Source organism: Vibrio sp. R10-SG3-ISO3 (assembly GCF_059834225.1).
In genome coordinates, this window is record NZ_JCBDHE010000045.1 from 62,602 (window position 1) to 84,483 (window position 21,882).

Below are 21,882 nucleotides of genomic sequence, written 5' to 3' on the forward strand. Positions count from 1 at the left end.
GAAACACACTCTCTAGGATGCATGCCGTTAATTGAGCAGTAGACTGTCGTCGGCCAGTTCTTCGCCCCGTACTTTGGTGAACATCTCGAGCAAATCAGGCACTGTCATGCCCGCTCGTTGCTGACCTTGAACATCGAGTACAATTTCACCTTGGTGGAGCATCACGGTGCGATCTCCACACGCAAGTGCATCTTTCATCGAATGCGTTACCATCATGACGGTCAAGTTGAACTCGCTCACAATGGTTTTGGTCAAATCAATAATGAACGCGGCCATACGTGGGTCCAGCGCGGCGGTGTGCTCATCAAGCAAGAGTAACTTGCTGTCCGATAAAGTGGCCATCACCAAGCTGACTGCTTGCCGCTGCCCGCCAGACAAAAGACCAATGTTATCACCCAAACGGTCTTCCAACCCTAAGCCCAAAATGCTGATGCGCTCTTGAAACAGACGACGCCGTTTGCTCGACAAGGAGAGACTCCAACCGCGCTTTTTGCCTCGCATATAGGCCAGCGCCATGTTCTCTTCAATGGTGAGCTCACCACAAGTGCCTGCCAACGGATCTTGGAACACGCGCGCACATTGACTGGCGCGCTGGGAAACCGTTTGTCTTGTCACATCCAGTTCATCAATCACTACTTGTCCACCCACCATAGGTGTTTCACCGGTGACGGCACCAAGCAGCGTCGATTTACCCGCACCGTTTGAGCCGATCACGGTTAAAAACTGATGCTGAGGTACCTCAAGATCGACACCTCTTAGCGCGCGATTTTCCAAAATGGTCCCTGGGTTAAAGGTGACTTGAATATCTTTTAGCCGAATCATGCGACGCCTCCATTGCTATCGTTTTGCTTTGACGCCCGTGGTGCCTCGGCAGGACTAGGCTTTTTTGCCTTTATGTTGCCTTTCAACTTCGGTGCAATCAGTGCTAGCGCAACCAATACTGCTGTCACTAAGTTAAGATCAGAAGCTTGTAAACCGAACATGCCAGAGCTGAGCGCAAAGGCGACAGCCAAACGGTAGAGCACAGAGCCGACGATCACCGCGACCACCGCGACCCAAATTCGTCGACCCGGGATCAAAGTTTGACCAAGAATCACCGCCGCGAGACCGACAACGATCGTTCCGACCCCGGAGGTCACGTCGGCAAAGCTATTGGTCTGCGCAAACAAGGCCCCCGCGAAACCCACGAATCCATTGGATAGAGCAAGGCCAAAATAGGTGTAAAAGGAGGTGCTTGCACCTTGTGCTGAGACCATGCGCGCATTGACACCCGTCGCTCTCAGCCCTAAACCGAAATCACTGTTGAGCAGTCGAATGACGAACCATGCAGATAACAGAACCAACACGCCCACTAACAGCGGTCGAACCAACATGGGATCGCCCATCGTTTCGAACGGTGTCAGAATGGTATCTTCACCCAACAACGCCATGTTAGGGCGACCCATGATGCGAATATTGATCGAAAATGCGGCGATCATGGTGAGTATCGACGCCAACAGATGCAAGATGCCACAGCGCACGGCAAGAAAGGCCGTGACCCACCCTGTCATCGCTCCGGCAACAATAGCCATAAAGGTTGCAACCCAAGGGTTAATGCCCGCAACTATCGCAGTCGCCGCCACGGCGGCTCCCATAGGAAAGCTACCATCAACACTTAGGTCAGGAAAATCAAGTACACGAAAGGTAAGGTACACGCCAAGTGCCACAAGGCCGTAGATCAATCCAATCTCAAGTGCACCAAAAAAAGCGAAAGCAGACATAAAAACTCCCTTTTCTGCTAATACTCTCCGTTTTTCAGGTGAGAGGTGAGGGAGAACGCGCCTCCCTCGTCAGTGAATTACTTCACGCTTGTCGCTCGTTCAATCACGGCGCTAGGAATCGTGACGCCGAGTTTATCAGCCGCCGTTTTGTTAACCACGAGATCAGAGCCTTTCGCCACTTTGACATCCAATGTCCCTGGCTCAGCGCCTTCTAGAATCGCGGCGACATAATCGGCAGTTTGCACGCCGACTTGGTAGTAATCAAAGCCCAAGCTTGCAATCGCACCTTTTTCTACATAGGAAGTTGCTCCGCCTAACACGGGTGTTTTCGCTTGGTTTGCCGCCACGATCATACCTTCGATCGCGCTGGCAACGGTGTTATCGGTCGGTGCGTAAATTACGTCAGATTTGGCCGCAATGGCTTGTGTCGCTGACTGAACGTCCGCACTTTTCAGCGCCGTCGCTTCGACCACCGTTAGGCCTTTTTCCGCAGCGGCCTCTTTTAACAGCTCGACTAACGTCACCGCATTGGCTTCACCTGGGTTAAACACCACACCAATAGACTTGGCTTCAGGTAAGATCTCTTGGATAAGCTCAACATGCTGCTTGACAGGCGAGAGGTCGGAAAGACCGGTGACATTCTTGCCCGGTTGTTCCAGTTGCTTAACCAGTTTCGCGCCCACTGGATCCGTGACCGCCGTAAATACCACTGGAATGTTACGCGTTGCCGACACCAAGGCTTGCGCCGTCGGCGTTGCAATGCCTACCAATACATCTGGGTTTTCACCAACAAACTGACGAGCGATCTGAACGGCAATCGCTGGGTTACCTTGTGCGGTTTTATAATCGAATTCTAGGTTTTCGCCCTGTTTGTACCCTTTCGCTGCCAAACCATCTAATAGACCTTGACGAGTCGCATCAAGCGCTGGGTGTTCAACGATCTGTGAAACGGCAACCGTAGCAGTTTTCGCTGCAATAGAGGTTGCATTAAGAAGCGCCGCACTGGCCAGTACTGCGGTGGCAAAGATTTTACCTGCTTTCATCTTAACTCCTTGATATAAGCAATAACGATGTTGTGTTTGTAATTAATGAGGGTGTGCTTGTAATAGTTATACCCATGCTTCATGTATGAGCATGGTATTCATTATTACCAACAAGGTGATGAAAAAGGAAGCAACTTTTAACAGTGCAGTAACAAAAAAGAGAGGCGGGTAGACTTCAGTCACGACTGACGTTCAGCATGGATTAAAATGTTGCGCGGCGTGGTTTCTCTCGAACAAAATTCGCCTACGTAGACACGGTATCCGTTCTGCTCTAGGTAGAGCGCTTTGTCCATCACTAGCCACAGTTCAAGCACACGGCGAAAAACTTGCTGACAAAGACTCAATCGCTCCATCTGCCAATAACGCCTCATCCCCTGCTGTTCATAGTCAGCAAAGTCAACGCTCGGTAATTCTATCCCCTTTTGTTGACATGCCCAGTGACAAAACGACTCAAAGCCTTCGGATAACTGTGATTTTTTTACACTGGGGATCGGCTCATAGTGACGATAATCCAACGCTTGACGAAACAGACAATCGAGACCTAATCGATACCTCATTTCCAGTTGGCGATGGCGTTTGACTCGCTCGCCGCCAGTCACGGTTTCTTGTAGCGGGATCCGCAGTTCTTGCTGGGTTAATCCAAGGCTTGATGCCTTTCCTTGAGCCGAGAGAGCTTGATAGGTCTCACCTTCGATTAAATGATAACAGCAAGGTGATAAGGTTATAGCGGGCAGCTTTGCGGCAATGGACTTGTGCATGAGTGAAACGTGTAAATCACCACACGCGTGAAGCGCCACCGCGTGTTGATTGGGCTTTAGTACCGATTGGCTTTCGTTGCTCAATGCATCGCCTTGAACAAACGTCATCGTCAAGCCCATCTGATCCGCTTCCGTTTGCCCAGATAGACAGAGAGCCGCTTGGTACTCGAAACTGGTGACGTTTTGCTGAGACTGACTCGCCAATATACGGCCAAGGTAACCCTTGCCCGAACACCACTCCAACCATTCATCACCTTTATGATGCGTTAGCGCTGCAGTGCCCATTAAGGTGATCTGTCGAAGTTTTCTGCCGGGGATCCCTTTCTCTAATCCGCGAGGCAGTGACACGCTCTCAACGTCTGTCGATAGATGGCTCGCGGTAGGTAGTGAATAGAGCGATAAATCGGTAAGCGCTTTGATACTGCCTAGCTCAGGAAAATGTAGCGTCATCGCGGCGAGCAGCGCATCGGTATCCGATTTGTACTGCTCAATTTCTTCTTCCGACAAGGTATCTAACCAATGGCAAAGATCGGGGTTAATCGCTTGCCAAGGTAGAGAAGAGGCGCTGCTCGCGAGAAAAGGCTCAAAACGCCAATAGACTTGATGTTGGCGTAAATAGTCATCCAGCGCTTGGAAGTGCCTCTCGATCATCGCACTGGCAGTTCGATGTCTTTAAACATCTCTTCAATTTCGGCGTTGGATTTTAACGTCAGAGCTTGCTCAACCACAGGGCGAGTCAAGTGCGGCGCAAAGCGCTCCATAAAATCAAACATGTAAGAGCGCAAGAAGGTACCACGACGGAACCCGATACTGGTGGTGCTGGCGCCAAAGATGTGGCTTGCATCGATGGAAACCAAATCGGTATCCTGAGTTTTGTCAATCGCCATGCTGGCAATCACGCCGACTCCCATGCCCATTTTTACATAGGTTTTAATCACATCTGCATCGGTCGCAGTGAACACGACTCTTGGCGTTAAACCAACCTTATTAAAGGCCGTGTCGAGCTCAGAGCGGCCTGTGAAGCCGAAGACGTAAGTCACCAGAGGGTATGAGGCAAGATCTTGAATGGTCACCTGAGCTTTCTGCGCCAATGGGTGATTTTTAGGTACCACAATAGAGCGATTCCAGTGGTAACACGGCAACATGATAGCATCTTGGTAAAGGTGCAGTGCTTCCGTCGCAATGGCAAAGTTGGCAGTGCCTTTCGCAATCGCTTCTGACATTTGCGAAGGGGTGCCTTGGTGCATGTGAAGGGAGACTTTAGGGTATCGCGCCGTAAACCCTTTGATCACATCCGGCAAGGCATAACGCGCTTGGGTATGGGTCGTTGAGATATTGAGCGTGCCCATCTCCGGGTGAGTGTGCTCACCGGCGACCGCTTTGATGCTTTCAACGCGCGCGAGGATCTCTTGAGAAATACGAATAATGTCTTGGCCCGCGCCCGTTACCTGGGTAAGGTGTTTGCCGCTGCGCTCAAATATTTGAATGCCGAGTTCATCTTCAAGTAATCGTACTTGTTTACTGATGCCAGGCTGCGATGTATAAAGACTTTCCGCCGTCGCGGAGACATTCAAATTGTGATTGACCACCTCAACAATGTACTTCAATTGTTGTAATTTCATTCTCGACCTCGTATTCCCTTACCTACGCACGGCAAGTGCCAACATATTTTATAATATTTAGTTATAACGCCTCTAGGCTTAAAATAATAGTCCTATGCTTTAAATGCGACGCAAAAGCATAACCAAATTGGATTCAAGCGGATGTTTTGCAAGCAGAGGCACAGATTTGCTCAGCAGTTGATGTTTTTCATTACTTTAAATAATCTGTTGAGTAATAATATAAAAAAGTGTCTAGCGGCGATGGATCATGTATCCTTAACTGCTAACCATGACGGAACATAAGATACGGAATTTATGAATATTGGTTTAATCATAGCGCTCGTTGCCATCTTGTTGGTTCTCGTTCTTGGCTACAACATTATGCTTCAGTATAAAGTGAAAGTTGAAACGGCCAAGAAACAAGAAAGCTCACGTTACCTGCAAATCATTGATGCAACAGAAGAACTTATCGGTCACGCGCACCACCTTCCTTATAGTAAAGAGCTACTCGTTTGCTTAAACAATCGTATCTTAGATTCATTGCAAAGCATGTATGAACTGGATCCGAAGAACAAACAATTGGAACAGCGTGTTGAATCCGTCAAACAACAAATTGCTCAATTGAAAAATAGTGAGTCAGGTGAGAGTACCGCTTTCAAGGTGCCAACCAGTGACAAACAAGCCATTGTGATGCTTAAGCTAGTGAAACGTCTTCGTGATACCGTTCGCAGCGAACATAACAAAGGACGCCTAGACACTCAGACTTTCGTCACTGAGAACGCGCGTCTGGAAACCATTCAGATTCGCATCAATATCGAAAATGTTATCAAACGTTCCAACGATGCCATCGTACGTGGCCAACCGGGTACCGCGATTCAACTGCTGCGCAAAGGCTTGGATGCATTAAGCACCAAAAATGACGCTTACTCCAACCAAGCGAGAGAAAAGCTGCAGGAGATGTATGATCAGCTTGAGCAGAAACGTCAATCACGCAACGCGGAAGAGTTACACCAAATCGAAGAGAAAGAACGTCAAGACGATATGGACGTGCTCTTTGGTGCCAAGAAAAAATGGTAATATAATCAGTTATCACCCTTTTCAAAGGTCGCGGTTGCGACCTTTTCTATTTAAACAGATACCCCATGTCAGATTTAGCTCAATACCAGGATTTACTCTCTCCCATCCATCAATTTCTTCATTGTCACACCCCGGACGAGTGGGTCAACGAAGCAAGTAAACCAGAGAACCTAAAAACCGTGTTGATCGACCACTTGCTTTGCGAGCTAAAGGCAGGTCAGTCGGCGATGTACTTGATTCGAAAGTATGCGGTCGACCCATCGAGTGCGACTGCGTTACTTGAATGGTTCAAGCCCTATGAAGATTTCGCCTATCGTCAAACGGGTAACCTAGAGACACTGAAAGGCAAAAGCAACATTACCAAGTCAATCATGGCGAAATCGGATTCAGCCTACAGCCAAGCGCTGATCGATAAGATGGTGTTACTGATCAAAGAAGAGTTGCACCACTTCTATCAGGTGCTGGAAATCATGGAACAACGAGGAATCACGTACGAGCCGATTCCTGCCAGCCGATACGCAAAAGGCCTTATATCAGAGATGGCAACGCATGAGCCGCAAACACTGATCGATAAATTGATCATTGGCGCATATATCGAGGCGAGATCGTGCGAACGTTTTGCCAAACTGGCGCCATTAATGGATGAAGATATTGGTAAGTTTTATATTTCCCTGCTCCGCTCAGAAGCGCGTCATTATCAAGACTATCTCGTGCTCGCTGAGGAGATCGCAGGCAAAGACATCTCAGATCGCATTCACTATTTTGGTCAGAAAGAAGCCGCGCTTATTTCATCACCCGATGCTGATTTTAAGTTCCACAGTGGCGTACCACTTTGCGCCGAATAACCCCAAGAACGCACAAGGCCAGCAATTTGCTGGCCTTGTTAGTCATACACTATGATTTAAGCCAATGTGGCGTTGATCTCTGCCAACACCGCCGCAGGGTCGCTCGCCTGCGTGATAGGGCGACCAATCACCAGATAATCTGACCCTGCTTGAATGGCATCAACAGGCGTCATAATACGCTTCTGATCCCCCACTGCTGCGCCCGCTGGTCTAATGCCTGGTGTGACCAATTTAAAGTCACGACCCAACTCACTCTTAAGCATGCTCGCTTCTTGCGCCGAACAAACAACACCGTCCAGCCCAGAATTTTTAGTGAGCGTTGCAAGGCGTACCACTTGCTCTTTAGGCGCGACATCCAATCCAATGCCCGCGAGATCTTGCTGCTCCATACTCGTTAGTACAGTAACTCCGATGAGCAGCGGGCGATCTTTGTCATAAGGCTCCAGTATCTCGCGTGATGCCGTCATCATGCGTTCACCGCCACTGGCGTGAACATTGACCATCCATACCCCCATCTCAGCAGCAGCGCGAACGGCCTTGGAGCAGGTGTTCGGAATGTCGTGAAACTTGAGGTCGAGAAAAACAGAAAAGCCGCGCTTGTGCAGCTCATTGACGAAATTGGGACCAAAGAGAGTAAACATCTCTTTACCAACTTTGAGTCGGCAAGACGCTGGGTCGATTTTATCAACAAAAGCCAGTGCGTCAGCTTGGTTGTCATAATCCAGCGCAACTATCACTTTTTGGTCGATCATTTCATCTCCTAATGTATCTATAAGTCGAAAAAAAGCAGCGGGATCGCCGCTGCATTTAAAAATTTATGGCTATTCGCCATCCAATCCTCGAATGGGCTTAATCGTGCCCCACCCTTTACATGATGGACAATGCCAATAGAGGGAGTGGGTTGAAAATCCGCATTTACGGCAACGATAGTGAGGCTTCACTTTTAACTGTTCACCCACCAACTTTTGCAGGGTTGCCAAGCTCGCTTTCGCGCGGCCCTCTTCTGCCTCCGCTAGATGATAATCCATCAAGCGATAAAAACCTTTCATTGTTGGGTTTTTAACCAGCTGCCTTGTGAGCAATTCTTGCGCAGCTCCTGCGCCTTCATGCTTGGCCACCAACTGAGCCAGCATCAGTTCCGCTGACACACCCGCTTTGTTGGTAATACAACGGCGCAAAAAATCCAATAGCGCTTCTTGATCACCAATATGGTGATAGCACTCCGCCAACGTCGGCAACACTTCACTGACAAAGTCGCTGTCTTGTTCAAGCACTTGTTCAAGGTAGTGAATGGTTTCAGCGTAATTTTCAGCATCAAGAAATAGACGCCCGAGCGCCAAAGAGGCTCGTACGCATTTGGGGTCTTCAGATAAAGCGCGCTTATAATGTTGCGTGGCTTTGTCGATGTTCCCCTCGAGCTTTTCTTGCGCTGCAAGCTCACACCAAAAATGCGCGATGCTACTGCGCATACGCTTACGCCCCATCTTAACGAGAAGCGTGGCGTATTCTATTGCTTTGCCCCACTCTCGTGTCTGCTGATAAATCGCGACCAGTTGGCCTAATGCCGCTTCTCTATGATCGGGCTCGTCCACGAGTTGTTCAAAAATCTTTTCCGCTCTATCGAGAAAACCCGACGCCATGTAATCTTTGGCTAACTGCTGCAACGCGATATTTTTCTGGTCGATGGTCAGCCCTGAACGTGAGATAAGATTTTGGTGAATACGAATCGCTCTATCCACTTCACCACGAGAGCGAAAGAGATTACCTAATGCTAAATGGGTATCTATGGTTTCATTGTCAACTTGGAGCAGTTCGATAAAGTGGTCGACCGCCTTATCGGACTGATCGGACAGCAACAAGTTTAGACCCGTCACGTACTGACGGGAAATCTGATTGGACTGTTTCTGCTTGTCTTGCTGGGCACTACGGTTACCCATATACCAACCGTAAGCGGCGGCAATTGGCAATAACAAGAAGAGTATTTCTAACATCGAGTGAAGAGCCTACCTAACGACTAAGTGTATTATGCGTTTGACTGCTCTGGTGTCGATTCAGCCGGAGAGAGTTTCTTGACCTGGCGTTTGAGTTTACGAACTTCAAGCTGAGAGCGTAAATGTAAACTGCCAAAGATGATCCAAGCAATCACAAAGCCAACGACAAATACCACGCCAAGTAGGGTTGAAAGATGGAATTCACCTTGAGCTAATAAGTAATTGAAGTTCACAACCTCTTGGTTTTGCGAACCTAATGCCAGCGCGACAAGAAACAGAGCCAGTACGATAACAATTTTTATAATTTTCATCTTCTATCACCTGAATGGACAAACGCTGCTACGATTATGCAGTAAAACCACTGAACAAACCATGGTTATCTCGGGTTTTCATTTTATAAAAAAACGGCATACCTAATGTATGCCGTTTTTTTATACTGCCTTCATCCGCTATGAATAAGGCAGTGAAAATCTATCCAATATTTACGCGTTCACGTAATTCTTTGCCCGGTTTAAAGTGGGGAACATACTTACCTTCGAGTTCCACTTTATCGCCTGTCTTTGGATTGCGACCCACACGAGGCTCACGGTAGTGCAAAGAAAAACTGCCAAAACCACGAATTTCAATGCGGTCACCACTTTCCAGTGTTGACGCCATGTGCTCGAGAATATCTTTTACCGCATCTTCAATTTCTTTTGCTGAAAGATGGGTCTGCTCAGCACAGAGTCTTTCTATCAATTCAGACTTAGTCATAGTATCCCTCGTAGAGTAATTTATCATTTATTATAGTTACTAATAGTAGTTCCAACAAACACTTGCTATCAATTTTAGACAAGATTTCGTCAGTTTGTGTAGTCTTCGCGACAATTTCGTACGATTTCTACAAATTGGACACTAGGTCACTGATAGGCAATAAAAAAGGAGCCTTTCGGCTCCTTTTTCTAACTATCGACGAGATTACTCGCCTTTAGCTGCTTTGAAAGCGTCAGCCATAGCATTACCGAATGAAGCATCGTCTGCTTTGTTCAGTGTAGCCATTGCTTCTTGCTCTTCAGCTTCGTCTTTCGCTTTGATAGACAAGTTGATTACGCGGTTCTTACGGTCAACGCCAGTAAATTTCGCTTCAACAGTGTCACCAGCGCTTAGGATTAGAGAAGCGTCTTCTACGCGGTCACGTGAAACTTCAGATGCGCGGATGTAACCTTCTACGCCTTCTTCAAGCTCGATAGTTGCACCTTTAGCGTCTACTGCAGTTACAGTACCGTTAACTAGAACGCCTTTCTTCTTCTCTGCAACGTAAGCATTGAATGGGTCATTTTCCATTTGCTTAACGCCTAGAGAGATACGCTCACGCTCTGCGTCTACTGCTAGAACAACTGCAGAGATCTCGTCGCCTTTCTTGTACTCACGAACCGCTTCTTCACCAGCAACGTTCCAAGAGATATCAGATAGGTGAACTAGACCGTCGATGCCGCCTTCTAGACCGATGAAGATACCGAAGTCAGTGATAGACTTGATCTTACCAGTTACTTTGTCGCCTTTAGCTTGCGCTTCAGCGAAAGACTGCCAAGGGTTAGCTTTACACTGTTTCAGACCTAGAGAGATACGACGACGCTCTTCGTCGATTTCAAGAACCATAACCTCAACTTCGTCGCCAACATTAACAACTTTAGATGGGTGGATGTTCTTGTTAGTCCAATCCATTTCAGAAACGTGTACTAGACCTTCAACGCCTTCTTCGATTTCAACGAAACAGCCGTAGTCAGTTAGGTTAGTTACGCGACCAGATAGTTTGTGACCTTCTGGGTAACGCTTAGCGATTGCTACCCATGGATCTTCGCCTAGCTGCTTAAGACCTAGTGATACGCGAGTACGCTCACGATCGAACTTAAGAACTTTAACTTGGATCTCGTCACCAACGTTTACGATCTCAGAAGGGTGCTTAACGCGCTTCCAAGCCATGTCAGTGATGTGTAGTAGGCCGTCAACGCCGCCTAGGTCTACGAATGCACCGTAGTCAGTAAGGTTCTTAACGATACCTTTAACTTCTGCGCCTTCTTGTAGAGTTTCTAGAAGCTCATCACGCTCAACGCTGTTCTCAGACTCGATTACCGCACGGCGAGAAACAACAACGTTGTTACGCTTCTGGTCAAGCTTGATAACTTTGAACTCTAGCTCTTTGTTTTCTAGGTGAGCAGTGTCACGGATAGGACGTACGTCTACTAGAGAACCTGGAAGGAAAGCACGGATACCGTTTAGTTCAACAGTGAAACCGCCTTTAACTTTACCGTTGATGATACCAACAACAGTTTCAGCTTCTTCGTAAGCTTTCTCAAGTACGATCCAAGCTTCGTGACGCTTCGCTTTCTCGCGAGAAAGTTGAGTTTCACCGAAACCATCTTCAACAGCGTCTAGCGCTACGTCTACTTCAGCACCCACTTCAACTTCAAGTTCGCCAGCAGCGTTCTTGAACTGTTCTGCAGGGATAGCAGACTCAGACTTAAGACCAGCGTCAACAAGAACGAAACCGTTCTCGATAGCTACTACAGTACCTTTAACGATGCTGCCTTGTTGGAATTCTGTTTCGTTTAGAAACTCTTCAAAGAGTTGAGCAAAAGATTCAGTCATTTAGTTAATCTTCAATAAATTAAACGTCCACGGGTGTCCTACCACATGGGGTTATTAAATTCGCTAGTCATCATCCATGCGACCAACGCTCTTACCTAGCCGCCTAAGCGACTAGCTTCGATTCGATATATTGTAGTGCCTTTTCTACCACTTCGTCGATACTCATCGAGGTAGAATCGAGCAAAAGCGCATCCTCTGCCGGGCGCAATGGCGCCACAGGGCGATTACGATCTCTGTCGTCTCGCTCTTGGATCTCGCTCAAAAGGTCGTCAATTTTAACATCTAAGCCCTTGCCTTGCAACTGTTTGAGGCGACGATTCGCTCGCTCTTCAGCGCTGGCATCGAGAAAAATCTTCACCTCAGCTTGAGGAAAAACGACAGTGCCCATGTCACGGCCATCGGCCACTAAACCCTTGCCCTCAGCAAAGGCGCGTTGGCGTCTCAGTAGCGCTTCTCGTACACGTGGTAAAGCGGCCACTTTTGATGCGGCCATACCTGTCTCTTCTTTGCGAAGTTCGCGAGAAACATCTTCCCCTTCAAGAATAACGCGCACCAAATCGCCTTCTGCAACGAACTGGACATCAAGATGAGTCGCAATCGGCACCAGTGCATCTTCAGATTCTAAATCGACACCATGATGAATAGCAGCCAAGGCTAATACGCGATAGATCGCGCCAGAATCGAGAAGATGAAAGCCTAATTTTTTTGCTAACAGCATGCAAAGCGTGCCTTTACCCGCACCACTTGGTCCATCAACGGTCACGACCGGTGTATGAGACGACATGTTTTACTCCAAGTCTATTGACGGTCACCGCGGTGATCTCCACAAAACACACGTTCAAATGGCAATGGCTCATGATTAAAACGTGACAACGTTGAAGTGAAGAGCAAAGTGCGTTGACCTTGAAATTCGGCGACAAATTATATACTCATACGCGTATTTTCGCTAGGCGGGATCGGGTGATAGTGCATTTAATTGGATATTGTTACAGAATGAAAATCTTTATCAGCTATAAAGAAGTGAATAAAAACCTACTAGAACTGCTGAGAGTGGGCATTCCTCTCTAGTAGGTTATTGATGCTTAAAAGGTCACATCGGTTGAACGATCACGCTCAAAGCTTTATGCGATCCGCATTTTTTGTCACGATCGCCTCACCAATCCCTTTTACCTGGGTGAGATCATTGGCTGCACTAAACTTTCCGTTTGCTTGTCGATACTCTACGATAGCCTGAGCTTTCTTTATCCCAACCCCTGAGAGCAAATCGGCCAATTCTTCTGCACTGGCTTGATTGATGTTAACCGTTATTTCTATTCCCTCATACTTATCTGGTTGCTTTTGCTCATTGGCAAAAGAGAGTGGACTGGTCACAAAACACAGCGTAATCGCTGCGACAGAAAAGACGCTTTTCAAGCGTGCTAAAAGTGGGGATGCTTTCCCTCGCATAGGATCTCCTTAGTTCACTGAATTACCGCTACTAGAGTAACGTGCGTATCCTCAGGAGAAAGTGCGAAAAGTAGAAAACATAACGGGCTGCAGATGCAGCCCGTTATGATGAGATTATCAATTACACGGTTAGCGTGCGATGCCTCGCACGCCAGCGGGATTATTGAGCCACCGCGTAATACTCGATATCGTAGGTTTTACGAAGAATACTCACCAGTCCACTGAGTTCTTGTTGTGAACTCGTCTGAAGCAGTTGATTACCAATTTGAGTATTAAATTGAGCGTCGTACTCACTCGAGACTTGGCTTAATTCAACGATCACAATGTCGCCATTAAGGTCTTTGGTCTGAGCGTAATGAACTTCACCCGCTGCAGGTTTTGGCAACGCAAATACCGTCTGAGCATAAGGAGAACTGCGATCGATGGTTTCTACGTCTGAGAACGCCAGGCCATTCTCTTCCAATAGTGATGCGTCGCCTTGCTCTAACTGTTCGGTCATTGCTTTAGCAAGTTCAATGGCATTTTGTTCACCTTTGACTTTAGCTAGCGACACCATCAACTGTTCGCGGACTTCACTAAGCGGCAGCAGTGTTTCATCACGACTCTCTTCAACACGCACCACGATAATGTGCTCTGGAGCAATCTCAATCGCTTCTGAGTTGAGGCCGTCTTCTTTCACTTCAGGGCTCATGATGGCTTGCATGACGGCTGCCGATCTTAGCACCTCAGGCGCGTCCACTTGCGAGATGAAATCCGTCGTTGTGATTGTGGCGCCAATCGCTTTTGCTGCATCATCCAGTGAATCTGGGTACTCAAAGGCGACTTTTTCTAACTCACTTTGCAGTTCGTAGAATTGATCGATGGCCTGCTGATCGGTGAGCTCTTGCTTAATAGACGCACTAACCTCTTCGAATGGCTTAGCGACCGCGTCTTTTCGCTCATCAAGCTTAATGACGTGGTAACCAAAATCTGACTTCACTAAACCTGAAATTTCACCTTCATTTTCCAAAGCAAAGGCCGCTTCTTCAAAGGCGGGATCCATCACATCACGCTCGATGAAACCCAGTGAACCGCCCTCTTCTGCACTGCCAAAGTCGTCTGACTTTTCTTGTGCCAAAGTAGCAAAATCTGCACCCGCTTGTAGCTCGTCTAAAATTGCCTGCGCTTTGACTTCATCATCACCTTGGATAAGGATATGACTCACTTTACGCTGCTCATCAGAAGAGTATTTATCGAGATGCTCTTCATAGTACTGCTTCGCTTGCTCATCGCTGATCTCAATCGATTCCTTAAGCGCCTGAGCAGACAGTTCGATGTACGCAACTTTTACTTGCTCTGGGCGAGTGTAACGCTCAGGGTTTTGTTCGTAATAGGCCTGAATCTCTTCTTCAGACAGATTCGCTTTGTTGGCAAACTCTTCTAGAGAGAGTGTGACCTTTTTAATATCACGAGTTTGAGTCAACAGTTGGCCCTGTGCTTCCATTTCATTATCAAGCACAAAGTCACTGCTCTGGATGGCAGTCAGTAACTGATTACGCACTAAGTCACGACGCAAGTACTCAGCAAAACTTTCAGCACTGAAGCCCGCACGACGCAACGCAGATTGGTAGATGTCCTGATCGAACTTGCCATCAATTTGGAACTGAGGCATGTCCAAAATGAGCGTACGAACCTGAGCATCGCTCACGCGTAGCCCCAATGACTCAGCATGCTGCTCTAGCAACGCATCGTTGACCATTCGATCCAACACAGATTTGCGGAAAGATTGCACATAACTTGGGTCAGCCAACAGGTTTGAGAAGTAATCGCCAAGCTGAGCTTGCATTCGGTTACGTTCGTTTTGGTAAGCCTGTTCAAACTCACCACGACCAATCTCAACATTCCCTACTTTTGCTGCTGAATTGTTTGAGCCACCGACAATGTAGCTACCCACACCTGCAAAAACGAAAGATAGGATGATAAGCCCTAGGATAATTTTAACCGCGATGCTGTTCACGCCCTCGCGTAATCGGTCCATCATACTGAAACTACTCTCCGCTTGTACTCTGCCCAAGATGCTTATATTTTGAGCAGCAAGTACTTAATTGAACTAAAAAAACTATTAGCGCGATAATACCAGAAAAAGAAATGCGCATCAGTAGGATGCGCATAATTTAAAAAGGTTCGAAAAAACTGCAAATGCAGTCAAATTTCTGAATTAGTTACAAGCGTCTTTTAGAGCTTTACCGGCTTTGAATGCGGGTACTTTCGCTTCTGCGATTTGGATTTCTTCACCCGTCTTAGGGTTACGACCTGTGCGAGCTGCACGAGTACGTACGCTGAATGTGCCAAAGCCAACTAATGCGACTTGATCACCAGACTGTAGAGTGTCACCTACAGCTTCGATGAAAGCGTCTAGTGCGCGACCTGCTGAAGCTTTAGATAGGTCTGCGTTTTCTGCGATTTTTTCTACTAATTGTGTTTTATTCACTGTGATTCCCCTTTGTGCCGCCTGTTTTATTTTTAATGAGACAGCTGTGTTCCATTTTCATTTCCAAATATAAGCGCAAGCCTTATCAGACAAGGGCTGGCGCTTTAAGAGCTAACGTTAGCGCCCAAAAAAAACGCTGACAAGCCTTTTTCGGCTAATCAGCGTAATCTTTTACTTATTTTTGCTGCACATCACTCTTTTTAGTGAGCAAATTCAACACCTGACGGGTCTTTTTCGAGTGCGACTTTCAGGACTTCATCAATCCATTGAACCGGAATCACTTTCAGATCCGCGATGACGTTACTTGGAATCTCTTCCAAATCGCGTTCATTGTCTTTTGGAATAAGAACCGTTGTAATACCACCACGGTGCGCCGCCAGCAGTTTTTCTTTCAAACCACCAATCGGCAAAACTTCACCACGCAGCGTGATCTCACCTGTCATGGCCACCTCAGCTTTGACTGGGTTGCCCGTCAAGCTAGACACCAAAGCGGTACACATCGCGATACCGGCGCTCGGACCATCTTTAGGCGTGGCACCTTCAGGTACGTGGACGTGAATATCACGCTTTTCGTAAAAGTCAGAGTTGATACCCAAGCTTTCAGCGCGCGAACGTACCACGGTCATCGCAGCTTGAATCGATTCCTGCATGACATCACCCAATGAACCGGTTTGAGTCAACTTACCTTTACCTGGCATCGATTGGGTTTCGATGGTTAACAGGTCACCGCCGACTTCCGTCCACGCTAATCCTGTTACCTGTCCAATACGATTACTGTCTTCCGCTTTACCGTAATCATGGCGCTGAACACCTAGATACTCTTTGAGGTTATCCATGCTCACCGTCACTTTCTTCAAATCCGGTTTGAGCAGAATGTTCTTCACCGCTTTACGACAGATCTTCGAAATTTCACGCTCTAAGCTACGCACACCCGCTTCACGCGTGTAGTAGCGAATAATGCCGATGATCGCTGAGTCTTCAATGTCAATCTCACCCGCTTTCAAACCGTTTCGCTTGATCTGCTTGTCGACCAAGTGACGTTTCGCAATGTTAAGCTTTTCATCTTCGGTGTAACCCGACAAACGAATCACTTCCATACGGTCAAGCAGTGGCCCCGGAATGTTCATTGAGTTCGAGGTGGCAACAAACATCACATCGGACAGATCGTAATCCACTTCTAAGTAGTGGTCATTGAATGCGTTGTTTTGTTCAGGGTCGAGAACCTCAAGGAGCGCCGATGACGGATCACCACGCATATCCGATGACATTTTGTCGATTTCATCCAGCAAGAACAGCGGGTTTTTCACCCCCACTTTGGACATTTTCTGAATCAACTTGCCTGGCATGGAACCAATGTAGGTTCTGCGGTGACCACGGATTTCCGCTTCATCACGTACCCCACCTAACGCCATACGCGTGTATTTACGCCCGGTAGCCGCTGCGATAGAGCGACCTAGCGACGTCTTACCCACACCTGGAGGACCAACGAGACACAGGATAGGTCCTTTCAATTTATTGATGCGATTTTGCACCGCCAAATATTCAAGAATGCGCTCTTTCACTCGCTCTAAGCCGTAGTGATCTTCGTTGAGCACTTCTTCTGCTTTGGCGAGGTTTTTCTTCACTTTCGAGCGCTTGTTCCATGGCACACCAATCATCCAATCGATGTAACCACGAACCACGGTCGCTTCTGCCGACATTGGCGACATCATCTTCAGCTTTTGCAGCTCTTGCTCAGTCTTCTCACGCGCTTCTTGCGGCATTTTCGCTTCAGCAATTTTTTGCTTGAGCGTCTCAAATTCGTCAACACCGTCTTCAGACTCGCCCAGCTCCTTCTGAATCGCTTTCATTTGCTCGTTCAGATAGTATTCGCGCTGCGACTTTTCCATCTGCTTCTTAACGCGTGTACGAATACGCTTTTCAACTTGAAGCAAATCGATTTCTGATTCCATCTGCCCCATCAAAAACTCTAGACGCTCAGTGACATCAAGAATTTCCAACACACTCTGTTTTTCAGCCAGCTTGAGTGGCATGTGCGCTGCAATCGTATCCGCCAGACGAGCGGCTTCATCGATGCCACTTAACGAGGTTAGAACTTCAGGTGGGATTTTTTTGTTGAGCTTGATAAAACCTTCGAACTGGTTGATCGCGCTGCGAACGATCACTTCTTGCTCTCGCTCGTCCAGTGGCTCAGTCAACAAAAATTCTGCATCTGCAGTGAAGAACTCTTCTTCATAAAACTGATGAATTTTCGCGCGCTGCTGACCTTCGACCAGTACTTTCACCGTACCGTCAGGGAGTTTAAGCAACTGCAAAATGGTGGCGACCGTTCCTACCTCAAACAGATCGTCTTTCGTGGGTTCGTCGGTGTCAGCTTCTTTTTGTGCCACCAACAAGACTTGCTTGTCGTTGTCCATTGCAGCTTCTAGGCACGCAATCGACTTTTCACGACCAACAAACAAAGGAATTACCATATGCGGGTAAACCACTACATCTCTTAGAGGTAGTACGGGGATCTCGATACGTTCGGAACGTTCCAAGTTCATATTCTTCTCTCTTCCGCTTAGTCTTATGAGCAGTATATGGGGGCTAATTGGTTGGATTCAATGGAAGAATAAAAAAAAGGGAGTAATTGATTACTCCCTTTCTTACACCATCTTAGTTTGTGAATCCGATTAAGATTCAGCGCCAGCGGCTTGGTTATCGGCGTTGCTATAAATCAGCAACGGATCCGATTCGCCTTTAATCACTGACTCATCAATCACGACTTTGCTGACGTCGTTCATTGATGGCAATTCGTACATGGTCTCAAGCAGAACACTCTCGAGGATAGAACGAAGACCACGAGCACCTGTTTTACGCTCCATGGCTTTCTTCGCAATCGAACGCAATGCATCTTCACGGAATTCAAGCTCAGCATCTTCTAGCTCGAACAGTGCCGCGTACTGCTTAGTTAATGCGTTCTTAGGCTCGCACAAGATCTGAATCAAGGCTTCTTCGTCAAGCTCAGTCAACGTCGTCGTTACAGGAAGACGACCAATGAACTCAGGAATTAAGCCGTATTTAACCAAATCTTCAGGCTCCACTTGAGTGAACAGCTCACCCACAGTTTTGGTTTCATCTTTTGAACGCACTTCTGCGCCAAAACCGATACCTGTACCTGTTGCGACGCGCTGCTCAATCACTTTATCCAAGCCGGCAAATGCGCCGCCACAAATAAAGAGGATTTTGGAGGTATCCACTTGCAAGAACTCTTGTTGTGGATGCTTACGGCCCCCTTGAGGAGGAACGGATGCGACCGTGCCTTCAATCAATTTAAGCAACGCTTGCTGCACACCTTCACCCGACACGTCGCGGGTAATTGAAGGGTTTTCCGCTTTACGCGAAATTTTATCGATCTCATCGATATAAACGATACCACGTTCTGCTTTCGCCACGTCGTAATCGCATTTTTGCAGCAGTTTTTGGATGATGTTTTCTACGTCTTCGCCCACGTAACCCGCTTCTGTCAGCGTAGTCGCGTCAGCCATAGTAAATGGTACATCAAGGAAACGCGCTAACGTTTCTGCAAGCAATGTTTTACCACTACCCGTTGGACCAATCAGAAGGATGTTACTCTTACCTAGCTCAACACCTTCACTGGTCGTGTCCCCATTACGTAAACGCTTATAGTGGTTATAAACGGCTACTGCTAACACTTTTTTAGCGTAATCTTGGCCAATCACATAATCATCAAGGTGGGCACGGATCTCGCGCGGCACCGGCAGTGCTTCTGACTGTTTTTTCGGAAGCACGTCTTTGATTTCTTCACGGATGATGTCATTACATAAGTCGACACATTCATCACAGATGTAAACTGACGGACCAGCGATCAGCTTGCGAACTTCGTGCTGGCTTTTGCCGCAGAAAGAGCAGTAAAGAAGCTTACTACTACCGCTCTCTTTGCTTTTATCTGTCATTCGCTAACCTCTTAGCCTTTACTCTTTATGATTTGAGTGTACATCAAATCATTCATAATTGCGCAGAACAATTTGCTCTGGCTTATTCACCGCGATGCGTCAATACCGCATCCACCAAACCATATTCAACGGCTTGTTCGGCTGCCATAAAGTTGTCACGGTCGGTATCACGTTCAATCACTTCAAGCGGTTGACCCGTGTGCTCTGCTAGCAACTTATTGAGCTTCTGCTTGATGGTCAAAATTTCTTGCGCATGAATTTGGATATCTGACGCTTGTCCTTGGAACCCGCCCAGCGGTTGGTGAATCATCACGCGTGAGTTAGGCAATACATAACGCTTGCCTGGCGCACCACCAGCAAGCAGGAAGGCCCCCATAGAACACGCTTGTCCCATACAAACGGTACTGACGTTAGGCTTGATGAACTGCATGGTGTCATAGATTGACATACCTGCGGTCACACTGCCGCCTGGCGAGTTAATGTAGAGGAAGATGTCTTTATCAGGATTTTCAGATTCTAAGAAAAGCAGCTGTGCCACGACAAGGTTTGCCATATGGTCTTCCACTTGACCAGTCAGGAAAATTACACGCTCTTTAAGTAGACGTGAATAAATGTCGTAGGAACGTTCACCTCGGGAAGTTTGTTCAACCACCATGGGTACTAGCGCGTCTAGAATCGGCGACATTGCATTTTTTTCTTGGTAGCTCATATTCTTATGTCCCTAAAATAAATGGCCCGGATGATAATATCATACGGACCATTGTTAGCAGAATAGTCGACGCTTAGTCAACTACCTACGCAAGATATTGCCTATTAAGCTGGCTGCTGGTTCATAAGCTCGTTGAAGCTTACTGCTTTCTCAGAAACCTGAGCTTTAGCGATGATAGCGTCGATTGCTTGCTCTTCTAGAGCAACGTTGCGCATGTTGTTCATCATTTGCTCGTTTTGCTCGTAGTAAGCAACCACTTCAGTTGGATCTTCGTACGCTGTCGCCATCTCTTCGATCAGTGCTTTCACTTTCTCGTCGTCAGCTTTTAGCTCTTCAGACTTGATCACTTCACCTAGAAGAAGACCAACGACAACGCGACGCTTCGCTTGTTCTTCGAACAGTTCACGTGGAAGCTGTTCAGCGGCTTCTGGGTTGCCACCGAAACGTTGAGCCGCTTGCTGACGTAGAGTACCAATTTCTTGGTCGATCAGCGCTGCTGGTACGTCGATATCGTTCTCTTTCACTAGACCGTCGAGCGCTTGCTCTTTGATGCGGTTTTTAACCGCTTGCTTCAGCTCACGCTCCATGTTCTTACGAACTTCCGCTTTCAGAGCATCAACACCGCCTTCTGCTACACCGAACTTAGCAACAAACTCGTCGTTTAGCTCAGGCAGTTCACGCGCTTCAACTTTGCTCAGTTTGATAGCGAATTTCGCTGCTTTACCTTTTAGGTTTTCAGCGTGGTAATCTTCTGGGAAAGTCACGTCGATTTCGAATTCCATACCTGCAGTCTTACCTGCGATACCGTCTTCAAAACCTGGGATCATGCGACCTGCGCCCATTTCTAGAGGGAAGTTCTCTGCTTTACCGCCTTCGAACTCTTCGCCGTCGATAGAACCAACGAAGTCGATAGTCGCACGCTTGCCTTCTTCTGCAGCTTCGTCAACTTCTTTCCAAGTTGCCTGTTGCTTACGCAATGTGTCGATCATCTCTTCAACATCTGCGTCTTGAACTTCAGTTGTTGGTTTTTCAACAGTGATGTTCTCTAGACCTTTCAGTTCAACTTCTGGGTAAACTTCAAACGTTGCAGTGAAAACTAGGTCTTCGCCTTCTTTTGCTTCTACTGGAGCGAAAGTAGGAGCGCCTGCTGGGTTGATCTTCTCTTTAACGATCGCTTCGATGAAGTGGCGTTGCATCACTTCACCCATTACGTCTTGACGTACCGCTTTGCCGTACATCTGAGCAACCATTTTTAGAGGCACTTTGCCTTTACGGAAACCATCGAAACGACGGTTTTTTGCGATGTTGCGTAGTTCAGCTGTTACAGCATCTTCGATGTTAGCAGCAGGAACAGTAATGTTTAGACGACGCTCTAGGCCCTCTAGCGTTTCAACAGTAACTTGCATTATTCAATAACCTCAATACAGGCTCAGCTAAGCTGAGCTTATGTTCCTTATTAGCAGAGCAGAGTGTCACCACCGCACGCCACTAATTCGGTCCATCCTTTGTGTGCTCGATGAACACATTTCGTAATTCGAGTATCGGTAACCAACAATGTGGACTACCGGACTAATCAGCGATCTCTTCTCACCACA

20 protein-coding genes are annotated in these 21,882 nt (G+C 47.3%); 2 read left to right on the forward strand and 18 right to left on the reverse strand.

Annotated features, from left to right (window positions below):
- Positions 1–27 precede the first annotated feature (27 nt).
- The 5 genes from AC6R1A_RS13030 to cysB form a co-directional block, all read right to left on the reverse strand.
- Positions 28–822, reverse strand: coding sequence for an ABC transporter ATP-binding protein (locus AC6R1A_RS13030; RefSeq protein WP_334552559.1), 795 nt, complete (start codon positions 820–822; stop codon positions 28–30).
- On the reverse strand, positions 819–1,760 hold the full coding sequence (locus AC6R1A_RS13035) for an ABC transporter permease (protein ID WP_334552560.1): 942 nt from the start codon (positions 1,758–1,760) through the stop codon (positions 819–821). The genes AC6R1A_RS13030 and AC6R1A_RS13035 overlap by 4 nt, the downstream gene beginning before the upstream one ends.
- 77 nt (positions 1,761–1,837) lie before the next feature.
- Complete coding sequence (locus tag AC6R1A_RS13040) at positions 1,838–2,803, reverse strand: ABC transporter substrate-binding protein (RefSeq protein ID WP_334552561.1); 966 nt, start codon at positions 2,801–2,803, stop codon at positions 1,838–1,840.
- 179 nt (positions 2,804–2,982) lie between these two features.
- Complete coding sequence (locus tag AC6R1A_RS13045) at positions 2,983–4,209, reverse strand: methyltransferase (protein WP_500632691.1); 1,227 nt, start codon at positions 4,207–4,209, stop codon at positions 2,983–2,985.
- Positions 4,209–5,183, reverse strand: coding sequence for an HTH-type transcriptional regulator CysB (gene cysB / locus AC6R1A_RS13050; RefSeq protein WP_334552562.1), 975 nt, complete (start codon positions 5,181–5,183; stop codon positions 4,209–4,211). Before cysB ends, AC6R1A_RS13045 begins: the two co-directional genes overlap by 1 nt.
- A 294-nt stretch (positions 5,184–5,477) precedes the next feature.
- Between cysB and AC6R1A_RS13055 the strand changes: the two genes are divergently transcribed.
- Together AC6R1A_RS13055 and miaE are read left to right on the forward strand one after the other, a co-directional pair.
- Complete coding sequence (locus tag AC6R1A_RS13055; RefSeq protein ID WP_334552563.1) at positions 5,478–6,239, forward strand: DNA repair protein; 762 nt, start codon at positions 5,478–5,480, stop codon at positions 6,237–6,239.
- Between the two features lie 65 nt (positions 6,240–6,304).
- A complete protein-coding gene (gene miaE, locus AC6R1A_RS13060) occupies positions 6,305–7,084 on the forward strand; it encodes a tRNA isopentenyl-2-thiomethyl-A-37 hydroxylase MiaE (RefSeq protein ID WP_500630321.1) in 780 nt (259 codons plus the stop codon).
- Between the two features lie 56 nt (positions 7,085–7,140).
- Here the strand turns inward: miaE and pyrF are convergent, their stop codons facing one another.
- The 13 genes from pyrF to tig form a co-directional block, all read right to left on the reverse strand.
- The gene (gene pyrF, locus AC6R1A_RS13065; protein ID WP_500630322.1) at positions 7,141–7,836 is read right to left on the reverse strand and encodes an orotidine-5'-phosphate decarboxylase; all 696 of its coding nucleotides are present in this window, start codon (positions 7,834–7,836) and stop codon (positions 7,141–7,143) included.
- Positions 7,837–7,905: 69 nt separating this feature from the next.
- Positions 7,906–9,075, reverse strand: a complete 1,170-nt coding sequence (gene lapB / locus AC6R1A_RS13070) for a lipopolysaccharide assembly protein LapB (protein ID WP_334552566.1) — start codon at positions 9,073–9,075, stop codon at positions 7,906–7,908.
- A 32-nt stretch (positions 9,076–9,107) separates the two neighbouring features.
- A complete protein-coding gene (locus tag AC6R1A_RS13075; RefSeq protein ID WP_500630323.1) occupies positions 9,108–9,386 on the reverse strand; it encodes a lipopolysaccharide assembly protein LapA domain-containing protein in 279 nt (92 codons plus the stop codon).
- 160 nt (positions 9,387–9,546) lie between these two features.
- Complete coding sequence (gene ihfB / locus AC6R1A_RS13080; protein WP_011080796.1) at positions 9,547–9,828, reverse strand: integration host factor subunit beta; 282 nt, start codon at positions 9,826–9,828, stop codon at positions 9,547–9,549.
- 204 nt (positions 9,829–10,032) lie between these two features.
- Positions 10,033–11,703 (reverse strand): 30S ribosomal protein S1, encoded by a 1,671-nt coding sequence (rpsA, locus tag AC6R1A_RS13085; RefSeq protein ID WP_334552568.1) that lies wholly within the window; start codon positions 11,701–11,703, stop codon positions 10,033–10,035.
- Positions 11,704–11,806: 103 nt separating this feature from the next.
- Positions 11,807–12,487, reverse strand: a complete 681-nt coding sequence (gene cmk, locus AC6R1A_RS13090; protein WP_500633715.1) for a (d)CMP kinase — start codon at positions 12,485–12,487, stop codon at positions 11,807–11,809.
- A gap of 329 nt (positions 12,488–12,816) precedes the next feature.
- Positions 12,817–13,149 carry a ComEA family DNA-binding protein gene (locus AC6R1A_RS13095; RefSeq protein ID WP_334552570.1) on the reverse strand — a complete coding sequence of 111 codons (333 nt, stop codon included), beginning with the start codon at positions 13,147–13,149 and terminating at the stop codon, positions 12,817–12,819.
- Between the two features lie 160 nt (positions 13,150–13,309).
- On the reverse strand, positions 13,310–15,169 hold the full coding sequence (ppiD, locus tag AC6R1A_RS13100) for a peptidylprolyl isomerase (RefSeq protein WP_500630324.1): 1,860 nt from the start codon (positions 15,167–15,169) through the stop codon (positions 13,310–13,312).
- A 177-nt stretch (positions 15,170–15,346) separates the two neighbouring features.
- The gene (gene hbs / locus AC6R1A_RS13105) at positions 15,347–15,625 is read right to left on the reverse strand and encodes a non-specific DNA-binding protein Hbs (protein ID WP_334552786.1); all 279 of its coding nucleotides are present in this window, start codon (positions 15,623–15,625) and stop codon (positions 15,347–15,349) included.
- A 194-nt stretch (positions 15,626–15,819) separates the two neighbouring features.
- Positions 15,820–18,165: an endopeptidase La gene (gene lon, locus AC6R1A_RS13110; protein WP_500630052.1), complete on the reverse strand. Its 2,346-nt coding sequence runs from the start codon at positions 18,163–18,165 to the stop codon at positions 15,820–15,822.
- Between the two features lie 129 nt (positions 18,166–18,294).
- A complete protein-coding gene (clpX, locus tag AC6R1A_RS13115) occupies positions 18,295–19,578 on the reverse strand; it encodes an ATP-dependent protease ATP-binding subunit ClpX (RefSeq protein WP_500633714.1) in 1,284 nt (427 codons plus the stop codon).
- A gap of 82 nt (positions 19,579–19,660) precedes the next feature.
- Positions 19,661–20,287, reverse strand: a complete 627-nt coding sequence (gene clpP / locus AC6R1A_RS13120; RefSeq protein ID WP_045975254.1) for an ATP-dependent Clp endopeptidase proteolytic subunit ClpP — start codon at positions 20,285–20,287, stop codon at positions 19,661–19,663.
- A gap of 104 nt (positions 20,288–20,391) precedes the next feature.
- Positions 20,392–21,693 (reverse strand): trigger factor, encoded by a 1,302-nt coding sequence (gene tig, locus AC6R1A_RS13125; protein WP_500626083.1) that lies wholly within the window; start codon positions 21,691–21,693, stop codon positions 20,392–20,394.
- Positions 21,694–21,882 lie beyond the last annotated feature (189 nt).

What these genes read in the sequence shown, in the direction of transcription:
- AC6R1A_RS13030 (WP_334552559.1), bottom strand. Translation starts at nt 822, where the DNA reads ATGATTCGGCTAAAAGATATTCAAGTCACCTTTAACCCAGGGACCATT.
- AC6R1A_RS13035 (WP_334552560.1), bottom strand. Translation starts at nt 1,760, where the DNA reads ATGTCTGCTTTCGCTTTTTTTGGTGCACTTGAGATTGGATTGATCTAC.
- AC6R1A_RS13040 (WP_334552561.1), bottom strand. Translation starts at nt 2,803, where the DNA reads ATGAAAGCAGGTAAAATCTTTGCCACCGCAGTACTGGCCAGTGCGGCG.
- cysB (WP_334552562.1), bottom strand. Translation starts at nt 5,183, where the DNA reads ATGAAATTACAACAATTGAAGTACATTGTTGAGGTGGTCAATCACAAT.
- AC6R1A_RS13055 (WP_334552563.1), top strand. Translation starts at nt 5,478, where the DNA reads ATGAATATTGGTTTAATCATAGCGCTCGTTGCCATCTTGTTGGTTCTC.
- miaE (WP_500630321.1), top strand. Translation starts at nt 6,305, where the DNA reads ATGTCAGATTTAGCTCAATACCAGGATTTACTCTCTCCCATCCATCAA.
- pyrF (WP_500630322.1), bottom strand. Translation starts at nt 7,836, where the DNA reads ATGATCGACCAAAAAGTGATAGTTGCGCTGGATTATGACAACCAAGCT.
- lapB (WP_334552566.1), bottom strand. Translation starts at nt 9,075, where the DNA reads ATGTTAGAAATACTCTTCTTGTTATTGCCAATTGCCGCCGCTTACGGT.
- AC6R1A_RS13075 (WP_500630323.1), bottom strand. Translation starts at nt 9,386, where the DNA reads ATGAAAATTATAAAAATTGTTATCGTACTGGCTCTGTTTCTTGTCGCG.
- ihfB (WP_011080796.1), bottom strand. Translation starts at nt 9,828, where the DNA reads ATGACTAAGTCTGAATTGATAGAAAGACTCTGTGCTGAGCAGACCCAT.
- rpsA (WP_334552568.1), bottom strand. Translation starts at nt 11,703, where the DNA reads ATGACTGAATCTTTTGCTCAACTCTTTGAAGAGTTTCTAAACGAAACA.
- cmk (WP_500633715.1), bottom strand. Translation starts at nt 12,487, where the DNA reads ATGTCGTCTCATACACCGGTCGTGACCGTTGATGGACCAAGTGGTGCG.
- AC6R1A_RS13095 (WP_334552570.1), bottom strand. Translation starts at nt 13,149, where the DNA reads ATGCGAGGGAAAGCATCCCCACTTTTAGCACGCTTGAAAAGCGTCTTT.
- ppiD (WP_500630324.1), bottom strand. Translation starts at nt 15,169, where the DNA reads ATGATGGACCGATTACGCGAGGGCGTGAACAGCATCGCGGTTAAAATT.
- lon (WP_500630052.1), bottom strand. Translation starts at nt 18,165, where the DNA reads ATGAACTTGGAACGTTCCGAACGTATCGAGATCCCCGTACTACCTCTA.
- clpX (WP_500633714.1), bottom strand. Translation starts at nt 19,578, where the DNA reads ATGACAGATAAAAGCAAAGAGAGCGGTAGTAGTAAGCTTCTTTACTGC.
- clpP (WP_045975254.1), bottom strand. Translation starts at nt 20,287, where the DNA reads ATGAGCTACCAAGAAAAAAATGCAATGTCGCCGATTCTAGACGCGCTA.
- tig (WP_500626083.1), bottom strand. Translation starts at nt 21,693, where the DNA reads ATGCAAGTTACTGTTGAAACGCTAGAGGGCCTAGAGCGTCGTCTAAAC.